Origin of the sequence: Elstera litoralis (assembly GCF_000963705.1) — a bacterium.
GTDB lineage: Bacteria > Pseudomonadota > Alphaproteobacteria > Elsterales > Elsteraceae > Elstera > Elstera litoralis.
In genome coordinates this window covers 1-3,451 of the sequence record NZ_LAJY01000547.1, presented here as the reverse complement: position 1 = coordinate 3,451, position 3,451 = coordinate 1, and the positions used below count along the sequence as shown (strand labels likewise).

Sequence of the window (3,451 nt, the reverse complement as noted above, 5' to 3'; positions counted from 1 at the left end):
GATCTGCCGGTGCCGGGGCGCGTGTTCGCCCACGGTTGGTGGACGAACGAGGGCCAGAAGATTTCCAAATCCTTGGGCAATGTCATCGACCCGCTGGTATTGATCGACACCTATGGGCTCGATCCGGTGCGCTATTTCCTCCTCCGGGAAATCTCCTTCGGCAATGACGGGGATTTCAGCCATGCCCAGATGGTGAAACGCATCAATACCGATCTCGCCAATGATCTCGGCAACTTAGCCCAGCGCGTTCTGTCGATGATCGCCAAGAACTGCGGCGGCAAAGTGCCGACGCCAGGCGACTTCACCGAGGCCGATCACGAGATGTTGAACGCCGCAGCATCCCTGCACGAGAGCGTGCGCGCGAGCTTCCTCGAACAAGCTTTCCACCGTGGGCTTGAGGCGATTTGGGAGGTGGTGGTTGCTGCCAACCGCTATGTGGATCAACAGGCCCCCTGGACGCTGCGCAAGACCGATTTTCCCCGGATGGAAACGGTACTCTATGTCCTGGCCGATGTCATCCGGCAGTTGGGCTTGATCGTTCAGCCGGTCATGCCCGCGTCGGGCGAAAAGCTGTTAGATCAGGTGGCAATAGCCCCGGACGCGCGCAGCTTTGCCCATTATGCCACCCGCCTCGTGCCCGGCACGGAACTCCCCGCGCCGCAAGGCGTGTTCCCGCGTTGGGTGGCGGAAGAGGAAGGGGCGGCGTCGTGACCCTGCTCGTCGATAGTCACTGCCATTTGGATTTCCCCGATTTCGCCGAGGATCTCGACGGCGTCGTCAGCCGGGCCGGGGCGGCGGGGGTGGGGCTGATGCTGACCATCGGCACCAAGCTGCACGCGTTCCCCGCCGTGCGCGGCGTCGCCGAACGCTTCCCCAATATCTATTGTTCGGTCGGGGTGCATCCCCACGAGGCCGAGAATGATTGGGGCTACGCGGCGGAAACCTTGATCGCCGAAACCCATCACCCGAAAGTGGTGGCGATTGGCGAGACGGGCCTTGATTATTTCTACGATCACAGCCCGCGCGAGCTTCAGCAAAAAAGTTTTCGGGCGCATTGTGACGCCTCGCGCCGAACCGGCCTGCCGATGGTCATTCACACCCGCGATGCCGACGATGATACGATCAGCCTGCTCGAAAGCGAGCTTGCCCACGGGCCGTTTACCGGGGTGATCCACTGTTTCACCGGCACGCGGCGGTTGGCGGAAGCCTGCCTTGCAATGGGTTTTTATATTTCCATCTCCGGTATCATCACCTTCAAAAGTGCCGCCGATCTGAAGCAGACGGTTGCCGAGGCGGTGCCATTGGAAAAACTGCTGGTCGAGACCGATTCGCCCTATCTCGCGCCGATCCCCCATCGCGGTAAGCGCAACGAGCCCGCCTTTACCCGCAAAACCGCCGAATGCGTCGCCGGGTTGAAGGGCGTTTCCATCGAAACCCTGGCCGACGTGACGACGGCGAATTTCTTCACCCTGTTCAATAAGGTGCCGCGCGCCGCCTTGCTGGAGCAGGCCGCGTGAAAATCACCATCCTCGGCAGCGGCGCGTCCGGAGGAGTGCCCTTGGTCGGCGGCATCTGGGGGAGTTGTGACCCCAATGAGCCAAAAAACCGCCGCCGCCGCGCCTCAATTCTCGTTGAAATCGAGCCCTCGGACCCGGAGGGGAGCGGGGAGGCGGCCACGATTTTGGTCGATACCTCCCCCGACCTGCGCGAGCAACTGCTGATGACCGGCTCCCGCCGCCTCGACGCGCTGTTGTGGACCCACGCCCACGCCGACCATATGAATGGCATCGACGACGTGCGGATGATTAACCGCTTCATGAATGCCGCCATTCCCGCCTACGGCCCGCCCGAAACCATCGAGCACGCCCACCGCGCTTTCGGTTATGCGCTGGCACCCTTACCGGAAGGGGTGAGCTTCTATTTCAAGCCCTGCCTCGACGGCCGTCCGATTGATCCCGGCCCCTTCACCGCCGCCGGGGTAGCCATTACCGCCGTCGACCAAGACCACGGCTTCACCCGCACCTACGGCTACCGCTTCGGGCGCATGGCCTATTCGACCGACGTGGTCCAAATGTCGCCCGAGGTGCTGGCGCAGTACGAAAACCTCGACCTGTGGATCGTCGACGCCTTCCGCCTAACGCCGCACACCACCCACAGCCACCTCGCCCGCACCCTGGAGTGGATCGCCACGGTCAAACCGAAGCGCGCCATTCTCACCCATATGAATGAGGATATGGATTATGCGACGCTAAAGGCGAGCCTGCCCGAGGGGGTGGAGCCGGGGTTTGATGGGATGGTGGTGGGGGTCTGACGCGAGTCCAGACCCCTAAAATCTCTTTTCACGCCAGAACAGTTTTCGCGACTTTTGAGCCCCATCAAAGCGCACCGCTGTGCTGCAAACAATTATTCGTAAGAGGCTGGGGCTTAGCTTGAAGCGACTGACCATGCCCCAATCAGAACGGCGGCCGTCCCCGCAGGAATGACCCCCGAACCTTTGATGATCTAAGGGCTGCCCTCCCCAGGCTGGACGCGGGGAGGGCGCTTCGACCGGTTAGATGAACGTCACCTGCGCGATATCGGTGATCCCGGTGACGGTGAGAATGTTGGCTGCATCGATTGTGGCGACGAGGTAGCCTGTCGAGAAATCGATGATGGCGGCGGGATCGATATCAAGGACGAGGGCACCGACAGTGCCGTTGACCGTGTCGAGGCCGCCGGTGTAGGTGAGGGTAAGAGTCGCGGCGTTGGTGATGTAGATTGTGTCATCCCCTAGACCTGCGGAGATCGTACTATTACCACTGCCAAGCACGATATAGTCGTTGCTGGCACCGGTAGAGATGTCGTGGAGGCCATCGGTGAAGACGACCGAGACGGCCTCACCGGCGAGACCAGTGCTAACAACGGTTTTATCACCGCTCAAGCCGTTAATGGTGTCGGCCCCGGACCCAGCGGTAATCGTATCCGTTCCGTCGCCGGTGGTGATTGCGTCATTCCCGGAGCCGGTTTCGATATAATTGTTGGAGATACCGCCCGAGAAATTGTGCTGTTGGAGAGTGATTAAATTATTGCCACCCCCTAAACGGATATCATTGGTGCCTCGGCTGAGGTAAATCTCGTCGTCGCCGTTTCCGGCGGTAATGGTGCTCGTGCCGAAACCAGCATTGCCGTTAAAGTAGTTATCCCCTTCACCCAGGGTAATGTTATAGGTCACATAATAACCAGCCCACGTTCCGTCGTGGTCAATGCGATCATTACCCGATCCACCGATAATGGTTAGGTTGGTGCCGGGGTCCGAGACGGGCGCGTAGGTGCCGTCTTGAGTAGTGTTGGAACCCGAAATGAAAGAGTAAATATTGTTGCCATCGCCGAGATCGGCAAAATGATCTCCGAAACCCACCGAGATAGTATCATCGCCATCGCTTGCATTGACCGTACTATCACCACTTCCCAG

Annotated in this window: 4 protein-coding genes; 3 read left to right on the top strand and 1 reads right to left on the bottom strand. The window is 60.0% G+C overall.

Annotated features, from left to right (window positions below):
* The 3 genes from VZ95_RS17255 to VZ95_RS17245 all read left to right on the top strand — a co-directional run.
* A partial coding sequence (locus tag VZ95_RS17255) for a methionine--tRNA ligase (RefSeq protein ID WP_045776958.1) occupies positions 1–711 on the top strand: 711 nt, incomplete at its 5' end.
* Positions 708–1,517: a TatD family hydrolase gene (locus VZ95_RS17250; RefSeq protein WP_408606107.1), complete on the top strand. Its 810-nt coding sequence runs from the start codon at positions 708–710 to the stop codon at positions 1,515–1,517. The genes VZ95_RS17255 and VZ95_RS17250, both read left to right, overlap by 4 nt.
* A complete protein-coding gene (locus tag VZ95_RS17245) occupies positions 1,514–2,311 on the top strand; it encodes an MBL fold metallo-hydrolase (RefSeq protein WP_045776957.1) in 798 nt (265 codons plus the stop codon). Before VZ95_RS17250 ends, VZ95_RS17245 begins: the two co-directional genes overlap by 4 nt.
* Positions 2,312–2,551: 240 nt before the next feature.
* Here VZ95_RS17245 and VZ95_RS25915 read toward each other — a convergent pair.
* The coding region (locus VZ95_RS25915) for a calcium-binding protein (protein WP_045776956.1) at positions 2,552–3,451 on the bottom strand (900 nt) is incomplete at its 5' end.